Below are 23,556 nucleotides of genomic sequence, written 5' to 3' on the forward strand. Positions count from 1 at the left end.
AAAATTTTAAACATATTTAAATTTTATTTTTAATTTATACTATAATTATTATATCAAAATTTGTTTCATTTAAAAGTTTTAGATCAAAATAGATAGGGCTTAATCTATATTTGTTTTTACGTTGACTTCATTTGTTAAGTTATTCAACCATCTTTTTTTCTTATATAAAGGTAAAATCAGGAAGAATTTTATAAATTCTTCAATGCTTACTATCATAAAAATCCATTCTATTGGCCATTTTAATATTAGTACACCAATGAATGCCATTGGAATTGCAAATGCCCACATTGTTGCAAACTCAATCAAAAATGGTATCTTTGTTTCCCCACCAGCTCTAAATATACCTGTATAAAGCATACCATCTAGGAATCTAAATGGTATGAAAATTCCTCTTATTATTAATAAATTAATAGATGTAATATATACGTGTGGCTCTATATTTGTATATATTTTCATAAATAAATCTGGCATTGTAGACAATAATATTAAAGAAATAATTCCTAATATAGAAGTTATTTGTAAAAAGTATTTTGAGTATTTATCTGCTTTATCTATTTTTCCCGAACCTAATGTTTGTCCAATAAGCACTGTTGCAGATGTATTTACGGCATTTACAACTATAAAAAATATATTTTGAATTGTAGTTGTAAGTTGAATCGAAGCCGTTTCATCTTTTCCAATTCTGGCATACGCTATTGCAAATAATAATTGACCTAAAGACCATAAAATTTCAGCAATAATTATGGTTGTTCCAATTTGAAAATATCTTTTAATTATTTTTGATTCAAACTTTAACAAATTTGTAGGCATCAATGAATGCTCGCCAGGACTATTTTTTACAATCATTATTGTAAGCATTATAATTTCAATAATTCTTGCTATAACGGTACCTAATGCCGCTCCTGATACTCCCATTGCCGGAAATCCTAGTTTTCCAAAAATAAATATGTAATTAAAAGATATATTCACAAAAAAAGAAACAATTGACACCATTAAAGGTTCTTTAGTTCTATTACATGAACGTAATACTGTATTAAAACATTGAGAAATTGCCGTTATTATAAAAGTTAATGAAATTAATCTCAAATAACTTATACCAACATTAATAACGGATTCATCCGGAATTAAAATTTTCATTATTTGATATGGATACAACAATGAAAGTATTGTAAATATAGAACCTATTAAAATACTAAATTGCATTATTGTCGTTAAATATTTCCTAACACTTTTTATATCATTGTAACCAAAGTATTGTGAGAAAAATACAGCCCCGGTACTACAAACTCCAAAGCACGTAACAAAGAAGAAAAATACAAATTGATTTATAAGTCCTACAGCTGCAATTTCAGAACCTCCTAAGGAGCTTATCATCACGGTATCTGCCATATTTATTGATGTTGAAATTAAAAATTGTATTGATACTGGGATTGCGACAGATAACATCATACGAAGAAATTTCTTGTCGCTTAAAAATATTTTTTTATTCATATTAACCTACTATTTATTTTAAATATTTGTTATAAAAGATAAAATGTAGGTAAATTTACCTACATTTTTATCAAATAAAGTTTCTTAAGACTTTGATTGATATAATTATTTTTGTGTAGCATAAAATAATATATTTTTTATTAGTCTATTATATCTCAAATAACTTTATAAATCTTTTCTCGCTTTGTTTTTACTTTGGACTAATAAAATAGCCACCAAACCTAGGACAATTAGGCTTCCTATGATGTAGAAAATATTTTTATTTGAGCCTGACTTTTCAAGCTTAAAGCCTTCTGGAATAATTGATTCTTCAACTAAAACTGCTGTTCCTCCCTCATTTCTTGAAGGGATTTTTAGGCTAATTTTACCGCCCTTGTTGTTTATTTTTGTATTTCCATAGAGGTCAACAATTTTTCCTTCTATCTTAGAATCAAAGCTTATTTCCTTGGCTTCACCACTTGTATTTAGACCTACGATTACTTTTTTATCCCCATAAGTCCTTTGGAATACCGAAACTCCGTCGTCCATATAAATGTTCTCCCTATTGCCTTTGGCAAAAATTTCTGGAAAGGCATTTCTAATGGCAATCATCTTTTTATAGTGGCTTAAAATCTCGTTATTTTCTTTCTTATCCCAATCAAAGTCGTACCTATTTTCGCTAAAGATTCCCTTGTCAAAGTTGTCTTTTTTGCCTGATTGGCCGATTTCTTCGCCATAGTAGATTACAGGTTCGCCCTTGGCTGTTAATTGCAAGGACGAAGCGACTAAAAATTTCCCAATATCGTCAGATAAGCGTACTTTCAAAAAGCCATTTTCATCGTGGGATGATAGGAATTGGCCCATTTCTCTTTCTTCGCTTATGGCCTCGTTTCTCTTTACTAATTTGGCTTCTGTTTCAGAAATCTTTCCATAAACAAAGTTTTTAGCTAATTCTTTAAATTCAAAGTCCAAAAGCGAATCCATCATACTTGGATCAAGGTAACCGCCGTCTTTAAAAACTGAAGCACCAAAATTTTCCCCAATCATCTTAAAGTCTGGTTTTTCCTTGAGGGCTGCTGCCTTAAAGTCTTTCATTGTGTCTATATCAACGTGTTTTACCGTATCTACCCTAAAATAATCTATGGTATTGCCCTTTTCTGTCTTAATTTTTCTTAGCCAGTCAACCTGCCAATTTATAATTTTATCCCTAACTTCCTTATTTTCTGTCAAAAAGTCAGGTAGGCCTGCAAGTTCAGATTCTATATCTCCTGCCCTGCTTTGGTCTCTGTGCATACCGGCAAAGTCACCTAGGTTTTTTGTCCCGTAGCCCGAATGATTTATAACCACGTCAACCATTAGTTTCATCCCGTTTTCATGAAGGAGGTCGATTAGGTTTTTCAAATCTTCCTCTGTTCCTAAATGGGGATCAATTTTTGTAAAATCACTTGCCCAATAGCCGTGGTAGCCATATTGCTTGCCGCCCTTGTCAGCCATCATATTTGTTTCAATATTTTTTACAATCGGTGTTATCCAAAGTGTTGTAATACCGAGTTCTTTTAGGTAAGGAACCTTTTCGATTAGGCCTTTGATGTCTCCACCGTGATAGGCTTCAAGATGATCTTTGTCATAAGACCCTTCTATATTATGAGGATTATTATTTGTTGGGTCCCCATCAAAAAATCTGTCAGTCATTACCATATAAATAATTTCCTCATCCCAAGGCCTAGATTTACTTTCATCAGCCAAGGACAGGGGAGATAAAAATATAAAAATTGATAAAAATATACTCGTTAGGCTTAAAAACTTTTTTCTCATAAATACTCCTTTTAATTAATTAAATTCAAATTATTTATTCAATTATAATAAATATTAGGACTATAATCAATTATTTGGCCATATTTAAAAATTTCCACAATAAAAAGCGACTAAGGGTGAAATCTTAGTCGTTACGCTATAGTATTGCTTTTAAATTTATTTTTTCTGTTTATATTGTTTTAAGATCACAAAAACCTTTCAACTCTTTTGTCTAAAAACGACAAGAAGCAGGATGATACTAACAATCAAACATACGCCAAATTTCATCCACATTACCATTGGCGAAGCACTCTATTCAGGATGATTTGCTGCTGCTATATAATCTTTAACTAACAAATATGTCCCAATAATAGCAGGAATTAAAGAATCGAAAACTTTTGCTATATCGTTAGCAGTTTTAAGACTCGTAATTGTTTTCCCAGTCTCTAATTTGTTTATGCTCGTCCTTGATATACCTACTTTTTTCTCAAGTCTATATTTCGATAAACCTAGAGATTTACGATATTTCTCGATTCTAATTTCCATTATATCGGGTCTGTAAATAATTTTGTGTATCAACCTATTTCCTGATATTAAAGGGTATGGGTTGATACATTTTTTGTATCAATAGATATTCATTTCTTAAGAAATGAATCTTAACTTAATTTTACACATTATTAATACACTGTCAAATTTTGTTAAAAATTTGCAGATATTTTTTACTATTGCTTTCTATTTTTTTTATTATATCCTCCCTTCAAAATATATTGATAATTGTGATAACACCTTATCCCAACCTCTTATTCTACTAGTCCACTTAGCTGAAGCATCTGCCATAGCTAGATAAAGACTTTTTTGTAATGCATAATCATTTGGAAATATTGCTTTATTTTTAGTTACTTTTCTTAACTGTCTATTAAAGTTTTCCATAGCATTTGTTGTGTATATCATCTTTCTAATACCTTCAGGATACTTAAAATATGTTGATAATTCAGCCCAATTATTTCTCCATGAAGATACACATGTAGGATATTTCTTACCCCACTTATCTTCAAATACATCTAAATTGGTTAGTGCTAAATCTTCTGTAGGTGCTTTGTATATTGACTTTAAGTCCTTCATCAACTCTCTAATATCTTTGTATGATACATATTTAGTAGAGTTTCTTATTTGATGTATTATACATTTTTGTATTTCTGCTTTTGGATAGACTGCTTCTATTGCTTGAGTAAATCCTGCTAGATTGTCTGTTGAGAAGATTAATACATCTTCTAGCCCACGTTCTTTTAATTGATTTAATACTAAAAGCCAATATTTACTTGATTCATTTTCTCCAACCCACATACCAAGTATTTCCTTAAAGCCTTCTAAATTGTATCCTAAAGCTATGTAAACAGCTTTTTTAACTACAATATTATTTTCTCTAACATGATAGTGGATTGCATCTAAAAACACCATTGGATAGACTTTATCTAGTGGTCTGTTTTGCCACTCTTCTATTGTTGGAAGTATCTTGTTAGTTATTTTACTTACCATAGTTTCTGATAATCCAAAACCATAAATTTCTTTAATATGAGCTGATATGTCTCTAGTAGTCATACCTTTAGCATACATTGATATTATTTGATTCTCTATATTTGATATGTCTTTTTCATATTTTTTAAGTACTTGTGGTTCAAATGAAGCATATCTATCTCTTGGGATATTAAGATCTATATTTCCATATGAAGATTTAACAGTCTTTTTACTTGATCCATTTCTAGTGTTTAGTGATAGTGGAGCTTGTCCATATTCATAGTCTAGATGCTCATCAAGTTCAGATTTAAGCATTTGTTCCATTGCATCACCCAAAAGGTCTTTAAGTGCATTTTGTAAATCCTGAGCAGTTTCTGGTTGATATTCTTCTAGTAACATTTTAGTTATTTTATTTAGTCTTGTTTCTGGTCTTCTTCTTGGCATAAAAATTCCTCCTAATTAGTTTTTATTTACCCTAATCAGGAGGTTTCTATACACAAAATTTTACACAGTCTCATTATATCATCTTTCTTTGGTCAACTATAGTTAAACATAATTTCGTTTGAATGTCAATACTTTCCATATTTTTGATTACCTTTTCCTGATATATTATTATATAATATCTATGTTAATATTTTTCTATTTTGCTTTATTATTCTAAGTGTTTCTTTGAATTCTCTTGTCTTTGTTGGTTTTCTAGTAGAATTTTTATTTCTTCATCTGTTAGTTCTTCAGGTTTTCCAATAAGGCTTTCTAAGATTGTTCCTCTTGTTATTAGCCTATTATTTCTTTCTTTTCTTCTTTTTATTATGTCTTGTTTTAATATCTTCTTTTCTTGGTTTTTTAGTTATCTTAATCTTTCTTCTGTATCATCAATTTTATCTTTTATTTCTTTTGACTCTTGTCTTATTTGTTCTAAATCTTCCGTACTTATATCCTTTCTTGTAAGTTGGGCATTGATTACTTTTTCATTTAGTTCTACGTTGTTCCATAATTTACTTCGGCCTTTGTACTCATTAGGTGCAAGGTTTGGTAAAAATATCATTGTTTTGGGTGTTTTACTTTCGTCTGCGTTACTATTTATTGAGATAGTCCTAGTTTTTTTATGTGTCCCACTTAGAACTGCTCTAAATCCTTTGATTGAAGGATAATAATGTACTCAACGGATAGGTCAAGACTTATAAATATATAGGGTTTCAATAATTGCCTATTAAGAATTATTCTTAATATTTTTTCTCATAATACCTATAGATAAAAAACATAATTAAGGGAGAAAATACAACAGAAGCACCAGAAAGAACGGCTGGTAAATATGCTTTTATAGAAATGCAAATAACTGAAATTATTCCCATTAAATGCATCAATATCTCTGCAAAAGCTGATTTTGTCTTATCTCTAATTTTTTCATTTCTTTCATCATTTACACTGATTTTGTAATTTTGATCTTTTTCCATCATCTTATGATGCATAATTTGAATGTATGAAACTGATAAACAAATTGCAGAAACAAAAATTAAAACAATTTCAGTGACTTCATTAAAATTAAAAGAGAACGGACTAATCCAACCAATAATTCCTATAAAACATACTAAATACCAAACTTTATTATTTTTCATCTTTATTCTCCTCGTAAATAAATACTTCTTCAATTGATATATTAAAGAACCTAGCAATCTTAAACGCCAACTTTATTGATGGATTATATCTTCCATTTTCCAAAGAGCCAATCGTCTGTCTTGATACTTCAAGAGCATTTGCAAGTTCTTCTTGAGTTATTCCTTTTTCTTTTCTAATTTCTTCAAGCCTATTTCTCACATTATATCTCCTCCTAGAACGGAAAGTTCACTTTACATATAATATAACTTACATCTTCAATAATGTCAAGTTTACTTTACATAAAAAAACACCTCAATATAATTCGAAGTATCTCTGACAATTTTTTTGTAACTGACGTCCTATTTAGGGAAGTCACTCGCATAAGATACGGTACCTTTACTGCTACATCAAATCTACATTTTATAAGTTTTTATATTTTTTGTCATTCATTTTCTAGTGTCAACTCTTGCCTATGGATAAGTTTACTCTTAAACTTATTTCTCCTAAAAATTAAGACTTATTCCAATCTACCACTTTTAACGATAACCTTAGAATAAGTCTTTAATTCAGCATTTCATTTACTTAGTGTGTACAACTCTTTCATTTTTTCATAAATTACAATCAAATTAACCTACTTTAGGTAATTATAATGACAATTTATTCGTTCTTGTTAGTTAATAGAACAAATATTATAGCATATAAAATATTTAGTATTGAAATTAAAATTAAAAATATTATCAATTTAGGTATTCCTTCAACAAAAAATATAGAACAGTCAGTAATATGTTTACTATAAATAGTATCCTAATCTATTTTTTATAGCTTCTCTTTTCATATTATTCCTACATATTAACTAACTTTTCAATAAATCCATAGTAGACAACATTTCCTTCTGTTGTTTAAATGAGTTCTTGTTTCTCCCATATATCATAAAGTACATGGTCTTTATTTACTCTTTACTAATAATAGTTCCTTTATTATGTATAACTAACGACCCGAAAGTTTGTATGATTAATGTTTGGATTCTTTTAATAAAATTGTTTATATCTCTATCAATATTTTGATATGATCTCTCATAAAATTATTGTACAATTACTTTCTTTAATACTAATTTTTTGTTTCTTCTGATAATTATTTTATTCAATTTTTCTCCTATTAATAATAAATATCTTCTATAATTTTATTGAATTTGCGTTCTTTTTGAAAAACAGAATTGCTATAATAAAAAATATATTTTTCAATTTGCTTAAAATTTTCTCTATTTAAAAGGAAGTTTTGAAAATTATATAAAATATTTTTTGTTTTTTTTAATTCAAAAATAGTGCCACTCTCAATATTCATAATTTGATTTATTTCGCTCTGAATATTATCATAACTGTAATTCATATATGATATATTATTGTATTTTTTTCCTAAAAAACCGATTAAGTAATATATATTTTTTATCTTAATATCTTGAATAAGTGTGATTTTATTCTCACAATTTAAGATTGTTTTTATTATATTATCAATATAATTTATATCAATTAAATCTACTTCTTCGACAAATGCATTTCTATGCAAGGAAATTAATATATCTATTAAATATTCTACATTTAAGTCTTTGTTTTTTAAAAATTTAACTATCATAGAATAATTGTTTTCATTTATATAAAAGAATGTAAGAAGCTTTTCAATAATTTCATTATTACGATAAGTAACTAATATCGAATTATATGTTATGTCTTCGTATATTATACTAGATAAATTTATCCCAAACACAAAAACAATTAACTCCATAAAAACTATAAAATTCATGCTTCTTAATAAAATCGCTGTTACTAAAGCAGCAATAATCTTAGAAATATATTCAATTAATATTAATTCAAGTGTTTTTTTCTCTAATTTATCATCTATATATGTAAGTAAATTTCCAGCGAGTTTATTAAAATATACTTCATTCTTATATAGTAGCTTTATAGGAGCAAATCGTATTTTTCCGTCATATATAAATGGATACACTATTATATACTTAATTTTTTTATTAATTGCTAAATATATAGCTATTTCAACCAATGACTGTATGTAATATAAACTGAATATCATAAAAATAAATATAAAAATACCCAATATCAAATCATACTTAGACAAAAGTCCAAGTATGATTATTAAAAATGTTATGGAAAAAATTAAAGATTTAAATTTACTTTTCATTAATAAAATAACCTTTTATTCCAAATTGCCCATAGACCAACTCCTGAAACTAATACAGAAATTCCTATTATGATTGGATTTACCGTTAATGCAGATATTTTTGCAGTAAAAGCTGGGAAAAATATAGCTGCTTGTTGCCATGTCATTGAAGCTAACGCAGTGTTTGAAGGAATTCCCGCCATCATCCTGTTTGCATAACTTATTCCCATTTTAGTTAGAGCTCCATTTATATTTTTCGAAAAATTTTGTGCATCTCCACCATCTAAATACATCATTTCTTCTTGTTCAATCACCACATAATTTTGTGGTAATACTAATTCCATATTTTCCTCCTTGGTTAGTATTGTTCTTTATAAGACATATATCATAAAATATGTGATATTCTTACATGTACGTTATTACTTCACAATCATTTTCAATTATACTTTCTTTATGAGTTTCATCTAAAATTTTTATTAAGTTCAAAAATTTGTTTATTTCTATATCTAAATTAGTTAAATCAATATTTTCTAAATTTCACTAAATTACATTTATTATTTTTAATTTTTTTTATTTCAATCTTAGCCACATTTCACTTCAAATTATATTGTTTTAATAAATAATTAGGATAGAAATATTAAAAATAATCTATCCTAATTACTTATTATAGTCCTTACTTACTTTCTTCTAAATAAAAGCATAAACATTAATCCATAAATAGAATAATTTAATATACCACTTATTCCAAAATATCCTAATACAATCAAAATTTGTACCAGGATTAAGATAAATTTAAAATTATTTATTCTTTTATGATACATTATAAAATAAAGAGTTATTAATGCTATGCTAATTAAAATTTGAATCCTTGTAGATAGATTGATAATCAAAAATAAAAATCCAATAATTAAAATAGTAATTTCATAAGTATTTAACTTTACTGATTCATTATCAAATTCCATATCTTTATCAATAAATTTAACACCTTTTTTCTTTGTATATAATAGCAAAATTATATATCTAGAAAAATTTAATAAAATAACTACGATTGTTGCAAATATTGCTATATCTTTCTTGAGTAAATCAATCCCACCTAACATATATAGTAATACTACAATAAAGGTTAATAAATTATATCCTTTATTTACACTTTGGATATGAATTTTTTCATAATTATAAAATTCGAATAATAAAAAGATAAAGTATATTAAATATACTAGTATCAAATATGATATCTGTTCACTACCTTTGACATAGTAAAAATTAAAATATATTATACTTATTATCAATATTGTAAAATTCTGAATTAAATTACTGTAGAAGATTTTCTTAAAAAAATCATTCATAAACTAAAACTGCACACCAAAATTTAAAGGATTCCAGCTCCATGAAATATCTCTACCACCATCCAAATACATCATCTCTTCTTGTTCTATCTCCACATAATTTTGTGGTAATACTAATTCCATATTTTCCTCCTTGGTTAGTATTGTTCTTTATGATATATATATCATAAAATATGTGATATTCTTACATGTACGTTATTCCTTCACAATCATTTTTAATTATACTTTCTTTATTTTATAATTCTGAATTTTAACCATATTAAAATAATTTTGATGTAGAGCCATTAATTCGTCATGACTTCCTAACTCTTTTATCTCTCCATTTTTTATCAAACAAATCCTATACTTCATCTAATACATTAAATTTTTTTCGAATTGCTTATAGTCATGAGTTTGTATATACAAATCATAATCAGAATTAATATATCCCTCATCTGAAATTTTAATCCCCTTATCTCCTACAATTAAAGGACCATATACTTGAACGTTTAACAATCATAGTCTACTTAAGAATTTATTTATTTCCAAATCAAGTTTTTCAGAATTAATATTAGAAATTTTTTTGTAAGCACCTTTTTTAGTACTAATTTTTTATTGTTTTTTGTGTCTATTTTTTCATAATCCCTCACAAATACTTAAGATAATGCTAAGGAATATTTTTAGAAATTTCATAACACTACCTTAAGTTTTATATTATTTTTATAAATGAAGTTGTTTCCTAAATTTGAATACTACTCCTTTATCATACATATTTTTTTCAACTACTTCTATTGTTTTAAAATCAAATTCTTTTATTTCATATCTACCAAAAGATATTATACTATATTCTATATATTCCTTTTCTTCAGAATACAGAAAAAAACAGATGTTTTTATAATCAAGTACTTTTACTATTTTTCTAGTATCTTTAATAAATTCTACTATTTGATATTCGTAATAATCACTGACATTATTAAAGTCTGTAATCCACACATTTAAATAGGGCCTCTTTTGTAATTCTTTATATATATTAATATATCTATTATTATTTTTTAAAATATAAAATAAATATAATACAATTACTTGATTTATTAAGTACATCATTATTGTCCCTAAGTCTAAAATTTTATTATTTTTAATATAAATAATAGAGACTAATAGAATAATAATTTGAATACTGATTAATATTATTTTTCCTAATATAATATTAATATTTTTGATAATATAAAAAAGAAGCAATATTATAAAAATAAATAAAAATGAAACTACTTCATATATAATACTATCCAAATTTAAAACCCTATTGTAAAAGAAGTGTTAGTTGCGTATACTATAGCCAGTGTCCCTGCTACAGCAACTAAAGCACCTGATAAAGCAAACCCTAATGATGCAACAGCCCATGATCCTAAAGTTCCATTTGCTAAAACTCCTTTTGCCAATGCTAATGAATTTGATATAAAGTATTTTGCAAGTTGCCCTCTAGATAACTTATTTAGTCCTTTTATTGCAGTCCACCCTTTACCTGCATAACTTAGAGCTTTATTTATAGTAGTTCTATTAACTGTAACTCTCCATCCTCCATCCAAATACATCATCTCTTCTTGTTCTATCTCCACATAATTTTGTGGTAATACTAATTCCATATTTTCCTCCTTGATTAGTATTGTTCTTTATGATATTTATCATAAAATTTGTGACCCTTTTACAAGTATGTTATTATTTCAGAATCATTATCATCAATAATTTCTTTATCAATATTCTCGATACTATAATTCTGAATTTTAACAATACTATAATAGTTTCTATGTAAGTCCATTAATTCCTCATTACTCAATTCAATACTATTTAATGGTTTATTTATAACATCTTTCAGTTTTAGTTTTTTGTTTTATTTCATTTCTATTTTTCTCATAATTACCTCAAATATATTATACTTAATACACAAATCACTACTAAAGATTCAATTTTTCCTTAGTAGCGATACTAAACAATCCTTACCAATTTATCATTATTAAATTTTTATTTCTAAAATAGTTTTTAATAGTATAATCAATATTATAATTGTAGTTAATAATATAAATAATACTTTATTAAATCAATCTTTGTTTTTTATAATCAAAAATAATAATAAAAATAGAATAAATGATAATCCAAATGTATCTAAATTTTTAAACTTTTCCATCAACACCACCATAAATTAAGTATTAATCCTTGTTTAAGTACCTATTAAAAATTTTGTTTGCTTTTTTCTTATATTTCATAGCAATTTCTTCATCTGAAAAATTATAAAATATCATATTTTTATAATTTAAATATATTTTTTCTATAATTTTTTCTATAAAAATATATGCCATAAATATTACGAATAGTAATAATATATTACTAAAACTATTATTGATTTTTAATACTTGGACTATTAAAATATAATATGATAATTTTAATGCTATTCTATAATAATACAATATAATCCCAACCTTTTTTGTTGGGATTATTTTATAGTTATTAATAGTCAATGAGTAAATAAAATTAAAAGCAACTAATAAAAATAAAATTATTATATATATGGAATTTATTGATTTTATAATCCCTAATATAGAAACTAATATATAGTACATAAAATTTATAGGATTATTGTTATTTTCATCAATATAAGAATAATCGTTTACCATTTAAACTCCTCTTCGTTATTTATCTTGCTGAAAAAGAAAGCACTGGTAATGCATACCACCAGTCTACTCCAATATCGAGCCCTTTTCCTCTTACTAAAGCGCTTACAAACGCTGGTGCTATATTACTTGCATTTGCTGCAATGTATGCTCCTCCTAATAAGGCGATAATATTTCCTCCTGGCATTGCAGACAATTTTGCTGCTATAAGTACTGCCCCCAATTTAATAGATGTTGCTGCAGCAGCAACACTTGTGTATCCTGTAACTCCAATTGCAAATCCTATTCTTTTAACCGTACTATCGCTTATATAAAAACCTCCATCCAAATACATCATCTCTTCTTGTTCTATTTCAACATAATTTTTAGGTAATACTAATTCCATATTGTCCTCCTTGGTTAGTATTGTTCTTTATGATACATATATCATAAAATATGTGATACTTTTACAAGTATGTTATTATTTCAGAATCATTTTCAATTATACTTTCTTTTTGAGTTTCATCGATTTTATAATTCTGAATTTTAACCATATTAAAAAATATCTAATGTTCCTAATGCATAAATAACTGCAGTTCCAAGACCTAATGTTCCTATTTTAGCCCATGATGGCAATAATATAAAAGCATCCTTAGCACTGGAACCCGTTTTAGAAACTAATGCCCAAAATTTTATTTCTGAATTTTCCTTTATAATATTTTTAATTTTAACTTTTTATTTTGTTAAATATTATACTAAAATTTTATGAAAAAAATTATATATTAAAGTATTATGCAATAAGTTAATATAGTAAAACTATTAAAATTAAAGTTACAAGTTAGAAATGTTTAACCTGTAACTTTATATTACTATTAAATTCACTAATAAAAATATTATTTATTAAATAAATCTAAAGTACTTATAAGAGTAGCTCCAAAAATAAATCCAAAAATCACTTGCATTGTTTCATTAAGATCTATTAGTAAAGAAATAACAATTAATAAAATAATAACGGACACGTTAATAATAATCTTATTCTTCTTAAATAGTTTTAATATAATATAACTAATTATTAAAGATATTAAGCCAATAATTAAGTTAGAATACCTTAACCCATCTATCATGTTTACCATCCCTTTTATCTAATTCTGTTGCTATATTACTTGCCAGTCCCGAAACTCCACCACTCACAATAGTTTTTAACCAAGTAGCAGCTAGTGTGTTTCCAATTTTTATTCCCACAACTCCTAACGCCTTAACAATTCCTGCTGCCAGTACATTTCTCATTCCCATAGATCCAAGAACTACTTTCAATCCTCCTGACGCAACCGCCCCACCAATAGCGGCTAAAAATGCATAAACAGCTGCTGTTATAGTGCCAGTTACTGACCATGTTGGAATACTAAGTCCTCTATCCAAATACACCATTTCTTCTTGTTCTATTTCAACATAATTTTTAGGTAATACTAATTTCATATTGTCCTCCTATTTTTAATTTTATTTTATGTTCTTTATGCAACTTATAAAATTGGTGACCTTCCTACTTTATTTTCTAAAATCAATATATCCTAAACTTATATCACCTACTTTCCTATTCATATGTAATTACTTCATCATCGTTTTCCTCTACATTATTTTTATTTGTTTTATTTTCTTCATTTTCATTTAAGATTAAATGATGCTGAATTTTTACCATATTAAAATATTCTCTTTAGTTTTTTATTAAATTACTATGTGACCCTATTTCCTTTATTTCTCCATTTTTTAATACGCATATTCTGTCACAATTTATAATTGTTGAAATTCTATGGGCTATTATGATTACTGTTTTATCTTTTATTTTATTAAATATTAAATTTTGTATGATTTTTTCACTAAATGAATCAAGATTTGATGTTGCCTCATCAAATATATAGATATCTGAATCCGATAATAAAGCTCTTACTATTGCAAGTCTTCGTTTTTCTACACCCGATAAATTACCACCTTTTTCTTCTATAAATGACAGATATTTATTTTGAAGTCTCTCGATAGTATCGTGAATACCTACCATCTTACATACTGATACTATTTCTTCATATGTTGTGTTTTGATTTCCTATTTTTAAATTGTCTATTATTGTACCTGAATGGAATTCCTAATCCAATATAAGATAATAAAAAAACTATAAAAACACTTACAAAGTTTAATAAAAGTACTAATGTGATAACATTGGAGACAAAGTTAGAAAAGAAATTATACGCATAACTTCCTACATTGGCCATCCCCATAATTCTAGATACTACTCCATAAAAACTAAGATTCCCATCAAAATAATCTAATAACATGATTCCTCCTTTTAAAACATTTACTTTTTTAACACTACATCCTTCAATAAATTTATTACTTCTTTTTTACAGGTCCTATCCAGATTGCAAACAGTATTGATAATACAAAAAAACCTAATACTCCATAAAAAGCAATTACTTCTCCAATTTTATTTGATAAGAATAAGAATAAACTTAAATAGACTACAGACGATATATTATATATTTTCTGTCTCCTTACAGTCTCATTCCAATCATATTGTTCATAGTTATTTTGAAATCTAGCCGCCAAATTATAATATTTTGTTAATTTATCCATTGGTATAAGTGCATAATAAATAATTAAAAATATATAAACACATATTGCAATCAAATATATTTGTTTAATGTCCAACTTATTCAACACAAACTCCTTTATATAGTTAACTATATCGTTTTTAATAATTATATATATTAATAATTAGTTTTGCAATACACTTTTAATTTATTTTTTTTGACTTTTCTAGTATTGTCAAACATATGTGACAATACTAGACAGTTACAGTTTTTCATCTTCTGTAACCGTTGATTTTAAAAACTTTTTAGTTTTTTGCTACTTCTTTTCAAATGTACGATATCCCAAACTATTCAAAATACTAGGTTCTATTTTTTTGTAGTATCGACAAATCCAACTAGTTATAGGACATTCTCAAATTTTTAATCCCGTCCCTGTCTCATAACCTCAATCTATTTCTAGTTTTTCATAGATAGTTTCTTCCGCCGCATCAAGTGATGAAGCTTTCTCATTAATTAGTTCATTAATTTCGTCTTTAACAATCATTTTTAGTATTACTTTCTTTTTTACCAAGATCTAGTTAATTATATCTATATCTGTCAAATTGATATAAATATAATGACAAAGTAGAGAATACTAAAATAAAAATATTGAAACAAATGTTTTAAAAATATATTAAAAGGGTAAAAATATTACAAGAAGAAATCATATAAAAATCGTATAAAAAAAGAAAGGAATATAATATGAAAAAACTACAAAAAAAATATTAACTATAGGACAATTATTACTTACAGTAGCTGTACCAGCGACTCAATTAGTTAAAATTAAAAATTATATTGTATGTCTAGGTGGAGTTTGGGTAACTACAAAATTATTAATAGGAGCAACAACTGTATCAGAAAAATTGCAAGGTGTATTTACAGGTTTATTAGGTGTAATATCAACATTATCGGGAATTGAAGATATTAAGGAGCATTGTTTTGAATAATATCTTTTATAATATATCAATTATATTGTCAATAATTATTATAATATTAATTTATAGAGATAAAAAAAAACTAGCTGATAAATTAACAAAAATAATAATCGAAAACAATTTAGAAAAAAAAACATAACTTAGATACTGAATTTATAGAAATTAAAAATATAAATAAAAAATATAGAGTAGGATTAAGAAACTCTAAGAAAATATACGAGTCTATAAAATAAAAAATATATACAAATCGAAAAAATAAAGATACTATATAACAATTTGAACTGAACCCCAAAATTCGGAATACGGATGGAGGGGTTTTTGTATGCCAAAATACACAAAAGAATTTAAAATAAAATTAGTGCTAGAATACTTATCAGTTAAATCAGGTGGTCTAGAAAGAGTAGCTAAAAAACACGATATTCCTAGAAGCACTTTAGAAGAGTGGGTAAATAAATACAAAGCAGGAGGCTTTGATAATTTATCTAAAAATTTAAAAAACAATAGATTCACTAGTGAATTTAAGTTATCTGTAATACAATATAGGAAAATCAATAATACTACGCTTAGAGATACTTCAGAGTACTTCAACCTTGTAAACAAATCCATGGTATACAGATGGGAAAAAGCATATCATGAACGTGGTCTATCTGGGCTAGAAGATAGCAGAAGAAAGGCCTAAGAAGGACATGAAAAAATCATATGATAAATCTAAGTTTAACAAAGCAATAAATGAATCTGAAAGAGAAGAGTTAATAAGATTAAGAGAAGAAAATAGACTACTCAAAATGAAAATAGCTTACGAAAAAAAGCTACAAGCCTTGTTACTAGAAGAGGAAGCAGAAGCAAGGAAAAGACAAAGATAATCCTCAAACTTCTAAAAGAACATCCACAAAGTAGAGTAAATGAATGACTAAGTATAGCTAAATTACCAAAAATATCATACTATGAATGGAAAATAAAATTAGAATATCCAGTAGATAAAGACAAAGAAGTTAAATATGAAATTAAAACCATAGTAGAAGGCTCAAAAGGTAGATATGGATATAGAAGAGTAACTATTGTATTAAAAAATAAAGGCTTTAACATTAATCATAAAAGAGTTTTAAGAATAATGAGAGAAGAATCCTTGCTATGTTCTAAATTTAAGACTAGATCAAGAAAATACTCATCATACAAAGGACAAATAGGAAAAGTAGAAACCAATGTAGTAAACAGACAATTTTAAGCAAGTAAACCAAATAGGTTATGGTTAACAGATATAACAGAATTTAGAATTAAAGGTCAAGAAGAAAAACTTTACTTATCGCCAATATTAGACCTATACAACAGTGAGATAATCAGCTACACACTAAGTAATCACCCAACAATAAAATTAACTAATACAATGCTAAAAAAGCATTATCAGAAAATAAAGACATTAAAAATATAACTATACACTCAAATCAAGGATTTCATTACCAACATAATACTTGGACTAAAAAGTTAGAAAAAATGAATATTAAGCAAAGTATGTCAAGAAAAGGAAATTGTCTAGATAATTCACCTATGGAAAATTTTTTTGGAATATTAAAACAAGAAATGTACTATGTAGAAGATTTTAAAAATTATGATGAATTAAAAAGCAAAATAGAAAAATATATTAAATAGTACAATGAAGATAGGATTAAAACAAAATTAAACGGGAGACTGTGTAAAATTTTGTGTATAGAAACCTCCTGATTAGGGTAAATAAAAACTAATTAGGAGGAATTTTTATGCCAAGAAAAAGACCAGAAACAAGACTAAATAAAATAACTAAAATGTTACTAGAAGAATATCAACCAGAAACTGCTCAGGATTTACAAAATGCACTTAAAGACCTTTTAGGTGATGCAATGGAACAAATGCTTAAATCTGAACTTGATGAGCATCTAGACTATGAATATGGACAAGCTCCACTATCACTAAACACTAGAAATGGATCAAGTAAAAAGACTGTTAAATCTTCATATGGAAATATAGATCTTAATATTCCAAGAGATAGATATGCTTCATTTGAACCACAAGTACTTAAAAAATATGAAAAAGACATATCAAATATAGAGAATCAAATAATATCAATGTATGCAAAAGGTATGACTACTAGAGACATATCAGCTCATATTAAAGAAATTTATGGTTTTGGATTATCAGAAACTATGGTAAGTAAAATAACTAACAAGATACTTCCAACAATAGAAGAGTGGTAAAACAGACCACTAGATAAAGTCTATCCAATGGTGTTTTTAGATGCAATCCACTATCATGTTAGAGAAAATAATATTGTAGTTAAAAAAGCTGTTTACATAGCTTTAGGATACAATTTAGAAGGCTTTAAGGAAATACTTGGTATGTGGGTTGGAGAAAATGAATCAAGTAAATATTGGCTTTTAGTATTAAATCAATTAAAAGAACGTGGGCTAGAAGATGTATTAATCTTCTCAACAGACAATCTAGCAGGATTTACTCAAGCAATAGAAGCAGTCTATCCAAAAGCAGAAATACAAAAATGTATAATACATCAAATAAGAAACTCTACTAAATATGTATCATACAAAAATATTAGAGAGTTGATGAAGGACTTAAAGTCAATATACAAAGCACCTACAGAAGATTTAGCACTAACCAATTTAGATGTATTTGAAGATAAGTGGGGTAAGAAATATCCTACATGTGTATCTTCATGGAGAAATAATTGGGCTGAATTATCAACATATTTTAAGTATCCTGAAGGTATTAGAAAGATGATATACACAACAAATGCTATGGAAAACTTTAATATAAAGTTAAGAAAAGTAACTAAAAATAAAGCAATATTTCCAAATGATTATGCATTACAAAAAAGTCTTTATCTAGCTATGGCAGATGCTTCAGCTAAGTGGACTAGTAGAATAAGAGGTTGGGATAAGGTGTTATCACAATTATCAATATATTTTGAAGGGAGGATATAATAAAAAAAATAGAAAGCAATAGTAAAAAATATCTGCAAATTTTTAACAAAATTTGACAGTGTATTAATAATGTGTAAAATTAAGTTAAGCTTCATTTCTTAAGAAATGAATATCTATTGATACAAAAAATGTATCAATAGATACCCTTTAATATCAGGAAATAGGTTGATACACAAAATTATTTACAGACCCTTAAACGGAATGTCTCCTGTTATATACAGATCACACTCCGCTTAAAATATTAAATTATTCCGTGTTTACGGGTTCAGTTCAATCTTTAGGATTACTTTTTTTAATTCAACTTTTGAGCTATCTCAGTACTAAAATTTATAAGTTACATAAAATCAAAAAATTTTATCTAAACAATATATAGCATAAAGCACCTATTGCACCTAGAATAAGTCCTCCAGAAAATACTTTTTTTACTAATGATGATATCTCTTTCATAAATGTACCCTCCATTCTAATAATATAATCCCCATATACAGCTAAAACTTATAGATGAATATTCTGGATAATTAGTCCAAAAGCCATTTTAATCCATAGTAAGTTCCTACAACTACTCCCGCTGCCCCTCTAGTGTTACACCTCCAGCAAATACTTTCCCAACAAGAGCCCATGTTAACCATGTCATGCCAAGCAGTCCACCTTCTATTTTCAAGCTTTCATACAAACTAATCTCATTAAAGTTTTATTCAAATTATCTATTTTTAACCTTTCTTAAATTATTTACATATACTTTTTATATTTTTTTGAAAGGCTTTTCTAAAATTATTTTATTTTATTATTATTAAATAGTCAAATTGACTTAATAAAGACGGGTAAATAATTACCCGTCCTAAGAAGTCATATATTTTTTTATAAAATGTTCAGTAAAGTTTTTAAGTTTATCTCTCAAACTTTGTGGATTCACTACTTCTAAAAGATATCCATATTGGATAGCAAAGTAGAAAAATGATTGTTGGCCCATATGAAAGGCTATATCTACCACATCATCCGGATTTTCAGGATTATTGATTAAGTCAAAATTCATACCTATACCGTCTATAATATATTTCAAGTAATCTTCCTTTAGTCTGATAACAATCATCTCATTTTTACCTGTCATCATGTAAAGTTTTTTACTTATAAAATCACCCTGATTGAACCCTTTTTCACTTTCTATGGCCTCTTCATAGGATACAGCTTTCTCAGCCAGAATTTCAACATCCATAATCCTATCAATCCTACGATTTTCAAAATGGTCAGACCTATCCTCTGAACAAATTAGATAATAGTGGCCATTTGATATAGTTATAAAATAAGGACTTAAGACCGTTTCATAGTGCTTTACATATTCTTTATGCCTATTAATTTTAAACACTTTAATTTTTATTTTTCTTTTTTGAGCTATAGCCTCTTCAATGATTTTTATATGCTTATAGGTATCTTCATTTTTAGAATGCTTGGCTTTGTCATAGTTTATATGATGTTTATACATGCTCCTATTTTCTTGACTCAGATCAGCCATGAGCCTATCTATAATCCTTTTGGAAGCTTCTATAGGAATCTGGCTATCATATATAGCCGCATCTATGAGGTATCTCCTGTCCTCATCACTTAAGACACTATTGCCTATGACCTGTTCATTATCATCTATAAAACCTAAAGTTTGAAGGTCAAGGATATGATTGTATAGGGTCTTTCGATTAATATCAATATCATATTCTTTTTTTAAGTAGTCTAAAATAGTGTCACGATTTAATTTTTTACCCGTGGAATATTTTTCTAAAACTTTTAAGACATATAAGGTTGTAAGTCTTTGCACAGTTTCTCCTTATAATATAGCTAAAAGAGGAGATTCCCTCTTTTATTAGTTGTTTTTTAGGTCTTCTTTTACGTAATCTGATAATTCAATCAAGGCTAGGGTGAAATCATTTATATAATTTTTAAAGTTCTTGTTAGCACTTTCAACCTTTGTCTTATCTATTTTTACCTTATAAATTAAATCTTTATTTCTAAAGACTCCAAAACCATCATTTGGAACTACACCTTTTGAGTCACCTGAGAAGTATGTCCAGTAGCTATCTTCTCCATAATCATAGAAAAACTTAAGACCTTGTCCTTTTCCTCTTGTAGTTGAAACTTTATCAAAGATAAAGTCCGATTCAAATTTAGAATTCACCTCATAGATTGTAGCTATTTGAGGATCATTTTGATTTGTAAAATGTTCTATTATTCTAAGTATAAATTCTTGAACTTCTGTATTTTCTGAATGGTCTTGTGTGTATAATGAATTACTTATTAAATTCAAACTCTCTCTCATTTTTTCTATATTTAATCCATTCTCAAATAAAATTTTATTAAAATCTTTACTTAAATCAATATTTTTCTCTAGATTTCTACTGAAATTTTTTAATAATTCTCTATCTTCTTTTTTGAATTCTTGCAAGTCGACTTTTAGAGCATCGAAATCTAAGTTCATACTTGTTCTTTCAAGTTCTTGCTTGAAATCTTTTACAATTTTCACAAAATCTAGGTCATGATTTGCTGCTACCATTTTGTCTAAAACAAAAACAACATCTGTATAATCTACACTTATCCATGCTTCATTTCCTTCAGAAGCTTTTTCTCCCAACGGGGTTAAAAATAGGAAATATTTGCATGAATTATTTTTATTAATGGAAGCAGCCTCCCTATCAACTACTTTTTTATATGCTTTAAGTTGAGAAAATTCTTTATTACTTTTATTATGCTCTAAAGCATATTGCTTGACCTCTATGGCGATATGAGCATTATTTTCTTCATTTTTATAGTAAACATCTATATCTTCAAATTCATTAAAAACACTTATTGATTGATTATTGCTATCGGAAAAATATTTATTTATTTTTGCAAGTTCCTTTGGCTTATCTTCAAATTTTCTAGTCAATAGTTCTCGTACAAACATATTAGCCAGCTTATGATTTTCATTTGGATTTGCTAACCAAGCTAGCATAGCTGAATATCTTATTTCATGTGCTTTTTTTACCAAGTTTACTGAACTTGTTTTATGGAAAATAATATCCCAGAAGTTTGGTGTGGAATCTTCAACTATTTTATCTACGACCTCTGCTATTTTTGGATATTCAAATCTAGATTCTTCTATTAAAGAAATCACTTTTTCTATTTCTTGCTCTGTATATAATTTATTTTTTACATCTATCATATTTCCCTCCTCAATTATCTTATATAAACATAATAGCAGGAGGTATGGGTAAAATGTTACACATTCAAAGGATTAATCATTAGTCCCCTAAAATAAATAAGTACAATTCAAGCCTATCATTCACATATCTGGTGAACATATCGGCCATTGCTTCTACGCTTTTTTTATTATGATACTCATCAAAGGCTTCATAATATTTCAACCTATCAGTAAACTTTATATCTATAGGCGGATAATCCGCTTTCATTAGCTCTAAATTGATTAATAATCTTCCAGTCCTTCCATTTCCATCTATAAATGGGTGGATACTTTCAAATTCTATATGAAAACGAGCTAGCCTACTGATAATGTCTTCTTCTTTTATTTAAGTTATCTGAAATATACAATTTATCATTTTATAATCAATCTTCAAAGTTCCAAAATCCGGTACCTGTTTCTGGATCATATTTTCTTTTAATCTCCCCACCTACAACCGGTCTTAACTCAACTTCTGCAGTATAGGAAACAGTAAGTGATTTAATATGACCTCCTGCAACGTAGTGATTTCCATCCTTTTTATACGAAACCATGGCGTGTGTATGGTGATAGATTTCTCCACCTTCATCGGAAATAATATTTCCGGTCATAGATATAAGTTCAAGCAAACCGCTAATTTTTCTCGTCTCAAACTCGTTAGTTTCTGGTATTAGGGTCTGTATTTTCGCCTCACCTAATCCGCCAATACCACTGAAAATAGCAGACATAATTTTTTCTTTCTTGCAGACATCTAAAATACATCCTATAATCTCATCACCTTTGTCCATTCGGATATATACTTTATCGCCAATTGTTCTGTAGTCCATGCTTTTATCCTCCATAAATTTTGTTTTCTTATTAAATACGTTTTATCATAAATTGTAATATATATTGCATCCTTCCTATATATTTGTTGTATATCTTGTACCTCTCCCTCGACCAATTCTTCTTACATAACCACTTTCAATTAAACTTTCAATAATATTTAAAACTTTATTCTTTCCGAACTCTGTTATATCTGAAATTTCTGAACTTGCAAGTTCCTTGTTCTCTTCTTCTAAAAGTTTTTGATTTATAAAAATATGGAGTTTCTATCCCTGGACTAACATTTAAAGTAAATATATTTTTTATTCCAATACTTTCACCAAAATCATTAACACCAAAAACAATTTTTTCACCATAATAATTAGAAAAAGCTACTACAGTTTTTAAAAATGTATTTGTAACTTTTTCTTTAAATTCTAATTGATTGCTTTCCCTCATTTCTAACCTCCATATTAAAATTCATTGCTTAAATTATATAAAAAAAACA

The 23,556-nt window shown here is 27.0% G+C and carries 27 protein-coding genes and 6 pseudogenes; 7 read left to right on the plus strand and 26 right to left on the minus strand.

Going from position 1 to position 23,556, the window contains the following annotated elements:
* Positions 1-99: 99 nt before the first annotated feature.
* The 19 genes and pseudogenes from AC4KN9_RS06785 to AC4KN9_RS06875 all read right to left on the minus strand — a co-directional run bounded on the left by AC4KN9_RS06785 (position 100) and on the right by AC4KN9_RS06875 (position 15,226).
* Entirely contained in the window at positions 100-1,491 is a 1,392-nt protein-coding gene (locus AC4KN9_RS06785; RefSeq protein ID WP_491017829.1) for an MATE family efflux transporter, read from the minus strand.
* Between the two features lie 165 nt (positions 1,492-1,656).
* Entirely contained in the window at positions 1,657-3,285 is a 1,629-nt protein-coding gene (locus AC4KN9_RS06790) for an alpha-amylase family glycosyl hydrolase (protein ID WP_491017830.1), read from the minus strand.
* Between the two features lie 291 nt (positions 3,286-3,576).
* Positions 3,577-3,843, minus strand: coding sequence for a helix-turn-helix transcriptional regulator (locus tag AC4KN9_RS06795; protein WP_491017831.1), 267 nt, complete (start codon positions 3,841-3,843; stop codon positions 3,577-3,579).
* 165 nt (positions 3,844-4,008) lie between these two features.
* Positions 4,009-5,178 (minus strand): IS256 family transposase, encoded by a 1,170-nt coding sequence (locus AC4KN9_RS06800; protein WP_491017962.1) that lies wholly within the window; start codon positions 5,176-5,178, stop codon positions 4,009-4,011.
* Positions 5,179-5,402: 224 nt separating this feature from the next.
* Positions 5,403-5,713, minus strand: a pseudogene (locus tag AC4KN9_RS06805) (DUF3847 domain-containing protein).
* 63 nt (positions 5,714-5,776) lie between these two features.
* Positions 5,777-5,824: pseudogene (locus tag AC4KN9_RS06810) on the minus strand (hypothetical protein); the annotation flags it as partial.
* Between the two features lie 178 nt (positions 5,825-6,002).
* Positions 6,003-6,395, minus strand: coding sequence for a DUF2178 domain-containing protein (locus AC4KN9_RS06815; protein ID WP_491017832.1), 393 nt, complete (start codon positions 6,393-6,395; stop codon positions 6,003-6,005).
* Entirely contained in the window at positions 6,385-6,594 is a 210-nt protein-coding gene (locus AC4KN9_RS06820) for a helix-turn-helix transcriptional regulator (protein WP_491017833.1), read from the minus strand. The genes AC4KN9_RS06815 and AC4KN9_RS06820 overlap by 11 nt, the downstream gene beginning before the upstream one ends.
* A 936-nt stretch (positions 6,595-7,530) precedes the next feature.
* The gene (locus AC4KN9_RS06825; RefSeq protein ID WP_491017834.1) at positions 7,531-8,568 is read right to left on the minus strand and encodes a hypothetical protein; all 1,038 of its coding nucleotides are present in this window, start codon (positions 8,566-8,568) and stop codon (positions 7,531-7,533) included.
* Positions 8,569-8,822: 254 nt separating this feature from the next.
* Positions 8,823-8,891: pseudogene (locus AC4KN9_RS06830) on the minus strand (SPH_0227 family bacteriocin-like peptide); the annotation flags it as partial.
* 333 nt (positions 8,892-9,224) lie between these two features.
* On the minus strand, positions 9,225-9,647 hold the full coding sequence (locus tag AC4KN9_RS06835; RefSeq protein ID WP_491017835.1) for a hypothetical protein: 423 nt from the start codon (positions 9,645-9,647) through the stop codon (positions 9,225-9,227).
* 945 nt (positions 9,648-10,592) lie between these two features.
* Positions 10,593-10,976: a hypothetical protein gene (locus AC4KN9_RS06840; protein ID WP_491017836.1), complete on the minus strand. Its 384-nt coding sequence runs from the start codon at positions 10,974-10,976 to the stop codon at positions 10,593-10,595.
* A 188-nt stretch (positions 10,977-11,164) separates the two neighbouring features.
* On the minus strand, positions 11,165-11,515 hold the full coding sequence (locus AC4KN9_RS06845) for a hypothetical protein (RefSeq protein ID WP_491017837.1): 351 nt from the start codon (positions 11,513-11,515) through the stop codon (positions 11,165-11,167).
* A 561-nt stretch (positions 11,516-12,076) separates the two neighbouring features.
* The gene (locus AC4KN9_RS06850) at positions 12,077-12,541 is read right to left on the minus strand and encodes a hypothetical protein (RefSeq protein WP_491017838.1); all 465 of its coding nucleotides are present in this window, start codon (positions 12,539-12,541) and stop codon (positions 12,077-12,079) included.
* Between the two features lie 19 nt (positions 12,542-12,560).
* Positions 12,561-12,923, minus strand: a complete 363-nt coding sequence (locus AC4KN9_RS06855; RefSeq protein ID WP_491017972.1) for a hypothetical protein — start codon at positions 12,921-12,923, stop codon at positions 12,561-12,563.
* A 487-nt stretch (positions 12,924-13,410) separates the two neighbouring features.
* A complete protein-coding gene (locus AC4KN9_RS06860) occupies positions 13,411-13,641 on the minus strand; it encodes a hypothetical protein (protein ID WP_491017839.1) in 231 nt (76 codons plus the stop codon).
* Positions 13,616-13,993 (minus strand): hypothetical protein, encoded by a 378-nt coding sequence (locus tag AC4KN9_RS06865; protein ID WP_491017840.1) that lies wholly within the window; start codon positions 13,991-13,993, stop codon positions 13,616-13,618. The genes AC4KN9_RS06860 and AC4KN9_RS06865 overlap by 26 nt, the downstream gene beginning before the upstream one ends.
* Positions 13,994-14,228: 235 nt before the next feature.
* Positions 14,229-14,570 (minus strand): ATP-binding cassette domain-containing protein, encoded by a 342-nt coding sequence (locus tag AC4KN9_RS06870; protein WP_491017841.1) that lies wholly within the window; start codon positions 14,568-14,570, stop codon positions 14,229-14,231.
* Between the two features lie 329 nt (positions 14,571-14,899).
* A complete protein-coding gene (locus tag AC4KN9_RS06875) occupies positions 14,900-15,226 on the minus strand; it encodes a hypothetical protein (protein WP_491017842.1) in 327 nt (108 codons plus the stop codon).
* 851 nt (positions 15,227-16,077) lie between these two features.
* Between AC4KN9_RS06875 and AC4KN9_RS06880 the strand changes: the two genes are divergently transcribed.
* The 7 genes and pseudogenes from AC4KN9_RS06880 to AC4KN9_RS06910 all read left to right on the plus strand — a co-directional run bounded on the left by AC4KN9_RS06880 (position 16,078) and on the right by AC4KN9_RS06910 (position 19,042).
* A complete protein-coding gene (locus AC4KN9_RS06880; RefSeq protein WP_491017843.1) occupies positions 16,078-16,212 on the plus strand; it encodes a hypothetical protein in 135 nt (44 codons plus the stop codon).
* Between the two features lie 183 nt (positions 16,213-16,395).
* A complete protein-coding gene (locus tag AC4KN9_RS06885; RefSeq protein WP_491017844.1) occupies positions 16,396-16,752 on the plus strand; it encodes a transposase in 357 nt (118 codons plus the stop codon).
* Between the two features lie 7 nt (positions 16,753-16,759).
* The gene (locus tag AC4KN9_RS06890; RefSeq protein ID WP_491017845.1) at positions 16,760-16,936 is read left to right on the plus strand and encodes a hypothetical protein; all 177 of its coding nucleotides are present in this window, start codon (positions 16,760-16,762) and stop codon (positions 16,934-16,936) included.
* 92 nt (positions 16,937-17,028) lie between these two features.
* On the plus strand, positions 17,029-17,298 hold the full coding sequence (locus AC4KN9_RS06895; RefSeq protein ID WP_491017963.1) for an IS3 family transposase: 270 nt from the start codon (positions 17,029-17,031) through the stop codon (positions 17,296-17,298).
* A gap of 15 nt (positions 17,299-17,313) precedes the next feature.
* Positions 17,314-17,502: pseudogene (locus tag AC4KN9_RS06900) on the plus strand (DDE-type integrase/transposase/recombinase); the annotation flags it as partial.
* A gap of 62 nt (positions 17,503-17,564) precedes the next feature.
* A complete protein-coding gene (locus tag AC4KN9_RS06905; RefSeq protein ID WP_491017846.1) occupies positions 17,565-17,720 on the plus strand; it encodes an IS3 family transposase in 156 nt (51 codons plus the stop codon).
* A gap of 152 nt (positions 17,721-17,872) precedes the next feature.
* Positions 17,873-19,042, plus strand: a pseudogene (locus tag AC4KN9_RS06910) (IS256 family transposase).
* Positions 19,043-19,880: 838 nt separating this feature from the next.
* Here AC4KN9_RS06910 and AC4KN9_RS06915 read toward each other — a convergent pair.
* From AC4KN9_RS06915 to AC4KN9_RS06945, 7 genes and pseudogenes are all read right to left on the minus strand, one after another.
* Positions 19,881-20,849: a helix-turn-helix transcriptional regulator gene (locus tag AC4KN9_RS06915; RefSeq protein WP_491017847.1), complete on the minus strand. Its 969-nt coding sequence runs from the start codon at positions 20,847-20,849 to the stop codon at positions 19,881-19,883.
* A gap of 45 nt (positions 20,850-20,894) precedes the next feature.
* Positions 20,895-22,229 carry a PD-(D/E)XK nuclease family protein gene (locus AC4KN9_RS06920; RefSeq protein ID WP_491017848.1) on the minus strand — a complete coding sequence of 445 codons (1,335 nt, stop codon included), beginning with the start codon at positions 22,227-22,229 and terminating at the stop codon, positions 20,895-20,897.
* A 79-nt stretch (positions 22,230-22,308) separates the two neighbouring features.
* On the minus strand, positions 22,309-22,476 hold the full coding sequence (locus AC4KN9_RS06925) for a hypothetical protein (protein ID WP_491017849.1): 168 nt from the start codon (positions 22,474-22,476) through the stop codon (positions 22,309-22,311).
* Positions 22,477-22,488: 12 nt separating this feature from the next.
* Positions 22,489-22,593, minus strand: a pseudogene (locus AC4KN9_RS06930) (Fic family protein); the annotation flags it as partial.
* 37 nt (positions 22,594-22,630) lie between these two features.
* Complete coding sequence (locus AC4KN9_RS06935) at positions 22,631-23,071, minus strand: PPC domain-containing DNA-binding protein (RefSeq protein ID WP_491017850.1); 441 nt, start codon at positions 23,069-23,071, stop codon at positions 22,631-22,633.
* A gap of 75 nt (positions 23,072-23,146) precedes the next feature.
* Positions 23,147-23,320, minus strand: a complete 174-nt coding sequence (locus AC4KN9_RS06940; RefSeq protein ID WP_491017964.1) for a helix-turn-helix domain-containing protein — start codon at positions 23,318-23,320, stop codon at positions 23,147-23,149.
* Positions 23,238-23,507: an AlbA family DNA-binding domain-containing protein gene (locus AC4KN9_RS06945; RefSeq protein WP_491017851.1), complete on the minus strand. Its 270-nt coding sequence runs from the start codon at positions 23,505-23,507 to the stop codon at positions 23,238-23,240. Before AC4KN9_RS06945 ends, AC4KN9_RS06940 begins: the two co-directional genes overlap by 83 nt.
* Positions 23,508-23,556 lie beyond the last annotated feature (49 nt).

The sequence above is a fragment of the Helcococcus sp. SA-HE-C1 genome (genome assembly GCF_985670335.1).

Excerpts from the sequence above, each read along its gene's own strand:
- AC4KN9_RS06785 (WP_491017829.1), bottom strand. The coding sequence starts at position 1,491 with ATGAATAAAAAAATATTTTTAAGCGACAAGAAATTTCTTCGTATGATG.
- AC4KN9_RS06790 (WP_491017830.1), bottom strand. The coding sequence starts at position 3,285 with ATGAGAAAAAAGTTTTTAAGCCTAACGAGTATATTTTTATCAATTTTT.
- AC4KN9_RS06800 (WP_491017962.1), bottom strand. The coding sequence starts at position 5,178 with ATGTTACTAGAAGAATATCAACCAGAAACTGCTCAGGATTTACAAAAT.
- AC4KN9_RS06815 (WP_491017832.1), bottom strand. The coding sequence starts at position 6,395 with ATGAAAAATAATAAAGTTTGGTATTTAGTATGTTTTATAGGAATTATT.
- AC4KN9_RS06825 (WP_491017834.1), bottom strand. The coding sequence starts at position 8,568 with ATGAAAAGTAAATTTAAATCTTTAATTTTTTCCATAACATTTTTAATA.
- AC4KN9_RS06835 (WP_491017835.1), bottom strand. The coding sequence starts at position 9,647 with ATGTTAGGTGGGATTGATTTACTCAAGAAAGATATAGCAATATTTGCA.
- AC4KN9_RS06840 (WP_491017836.1), bottom strand. The coding sequence starts at position 10,976 with ATGATGTACTTAATAAATCAAGTAATTGTATTATATTTATTTTATATT.
- AC4KN9_RS06845 (WP_491017837.1), bottom strand. The coding sequence starts at position 11,515 with ATGGAATTAGTATTACCACAAAATTATGTGGAGATAGAACAAGAAGAG.
- AC4KN9_RS06850 (WP_491017838.1), bottom strand. The coding sequence starts at position 12,541 with ATGGTAAACGATTATTCTTATATTGATGAAAATAACAATAATCCTATA.
- AC4KN9_RS06855 (WP_491017972.1), bottom strand. The coding sequence starts at position 12,923 with ATGGAATTAGTATTACCTAAAAATTATGTTGAAATAGAACAAGAAGAG.
- AC4KN9_RS06860 (WP_491017839.1), bottom strand. The coding sequence starts at position 13,641 with ATGATAGATGGGTTAAGGTATTCTAACTTAATTATTGGCTTAATATCT.
- AC4KN9_RS06865 (WP_491017840.1), bottom strand. The coding sequence starts at position 13,993 with ATGAAATTAGTATTACCTAAAAATTATGTTGAAATAGAACAAGAAGAA.
- AC4KN9_RS06870 (WP_491017841.1), bottom strand. The coding sequence starts at position 14,570 with ATGGTAGGTATTCACGATACTATCGAGAGACTTCAAAATAAATATCTG.
- AC4KN9_RS06885 (WP_491017844.1), top strand. The coding sequence starts at position 16,396 with ATGCCAAAATACACAAAAGAATTTAAAATAAAATTAGTGCTAGAATAC.
- AC4KN9_RS06890 (WP_491017845.1), top strand. The coding sequence starts at position 16,760 with ATGAAAAAATCATATGATAAATCTAAGTTTAACAAAGCAATAAATGAA.
- AC4KN9_RS06905 (WP_491017846.1), top strand. The coding sequence starts at position 17,565 with ATGAATATTAAGCAAAGTATGTCAAGAAAAGGAAATTGTCTAGATAAT.
- AC4KN9_RS06920 (WP_491017848.1), bottom strand. The coding sequence starts at position 22,229 with ATGATAGATGTAAAAAATAAATTATATACAGAGCAAGAAATAGAAAAA.
- AC4KN9_RS06925 (WP_491017849.1), bottom strand. The coding sequence starts at position 22,476 with ATGAAAGCGGATTATCCGCCTATAGATATAAAGTTTACTGATAGGTTG.
- AC4KN9_RS06935 (WP_491017850.1), bottom strand. The coding sequence starts at position 23,071 with ATGGACTACAGAACAATTGGCGATAAAGTATATATCCGAATGGACAAA.
- AC4KN9_RS06945 (WP_491017851.1), bottom strand. The coding sequence starts at position 23,507 with ATGAGGGAAAGCAATCAATTAGAATTTAAAGAAAAAGTTACAAATACA.